The sequence below is a fragment of the Hydrogenophaga sp. T2 genome (genome assembly GCF_049843535.1).
GTDB lineage: Bacteria > Pseudomonadota > Gammaproteobacteria > Burkholderiales > Burkholderiaceae_C > Hydrogenophaga > Hydrogenophaga crocea.
On sequence record NZ_JBBHZJ010000018.1, the window covers coordinates 1 to 1,534 of the forward strand.

Below are 1,534 nucleotides of genomic sequence, written 5' to 3' on the forward strand. Positions count from 1 at the left end.
TCGAAGAAGTGGTCGTGGCGGCCCACGCGCGGCACGGCGAGCACGGCCTGCCAGGCCTGCGCCAGCAGTGCTTCCTGCGCACCCTGCGGCGCTTCGTAGGCTGCACTGCCGAAGGCCAGGGCCTGGGCGTCGGGCGCGGGCAGGGCCTTGCGGTCGGGCTTGCCGCTGGGCAGCAGCGGCACCCGTTCGAGCGCGACCCAGGCCGTGGGCAACATGGCTTCGGGCAACTGCTCGCGCAGCGCGGCGCGCAGATCGCCGGGCTCCCAGCCCGCCTTGCCGACCACGTAGGCCACGAGCCGGTGCTGGCCCGGGCGTTCTTCGTGCGCCGCGACCACGGCGTGTTGCACCTGCGGCAGCGCGTTGATCGCGGCCTCGACCTCGCCGAGCTCGATGCGCACGCCGCGGATCTTGACCTGATCGTCGGTACGGCCCAGGTACTGCAGCTGGCCGTCGGGCAGCCAGCGCACGCGGTCGCCCGTGGCGTACAGGCGCTGGCCCGGGTTGAACGGGTCGGGCACGAAGCGCTCGGCGGTGAGCTCGGGGCGGTTCAGGTAGCCCAGGGCCAGGCCCCGGCCACCAATGAAGAGCTCACCCTCGGCGCCCGCGGGCAGCAGTTGCCGCTCGGGGCCGAGCACATGGCAGTGCGTGCCCGCGATCGGGTGGCCGATGGGCATGGGATCGGCCGGCTCGCGGCCCACCTCGTGGTGCACCGAGACGATGGTGGTTTCGGTGGGGCCGTAGAAGTTGCCCAGGGTGACGCCGGGCAAGCGCTGCAGCAGCGCACGGGCCAGTGCCGTGTCCAGCGCTTCACCGCCGGCGATCACGTAGCGCAGGTCCGTGCAGTCGGCCAGCGCGGGCAGCTCGAGCACGGCGCGCAATTGCGAAGGCACGAGGATCACGTGCGTGATGCGCTGCGCGCGCAGGGTGTTCACCAGCGCGTCGGAGAGCGCGTGTTCCCCGGGTTGCGCGACCACGGTGGTGGCGCCGCACAGCCAGGGGGCAAAGAGATCCAGCAGCGAGGGGTCGAAGCCGATGCTGGTTTTGTGCAGCATGCGCTGGCCCGGACCGAGCCCGCAGGCCTTCACGGCCCACTGCAGCACGTTGCTCAGGGCGGCGTGCGGCACCATCACGCCCTTGGGCATGCCGGTGGAGCCGGAGGTGTAGAGCACGTAGGCCAGGGCGTCGGGGGCGAGGTCCAGCGCCAGGTTGGTGCTGTCGTGCGCGGCCAGCGAGGGCGGTGGGGCATCTAGCGCGAGCCACTGCGGCTGTGCGCCATCGACCGCGGCCTGCAGCGCGACCTGTTGCGCCGACTGCGTGAGCACGATGGGCGCAGCGGTGTCGGCCAGCAATTGCGCCAGGCGCGCGGCGGGCAGCTCGGGGTCGAGCGGCACGAAGGCCGCGCCGCTCTTGAGCACGGCCAGGTAGGCCAGGGGCAGTTCGAGCGAGCGCTGCAGGTGCAGGCCCACGGTGACGCCCGGGCCTGCGCCCAGGGCCTGCAGTTGGCGCGCGAGGCGGTTGGCCTGGGCGTTGAGCT

At 72.8% G+C, this 1,534-nt stretch carries 1 protein-coding gene; it reads right to left on the bottom strand.

Annotated elements, in window-relative coordinates:
* Positions 1-1,534 (bottom strand): amino acid adenylation domain-containing protein (locus WDZ95_RS22210; protein ID WP_425781699.1); only part of this gene is annotated, 1,534 nt, incomplete at both ends.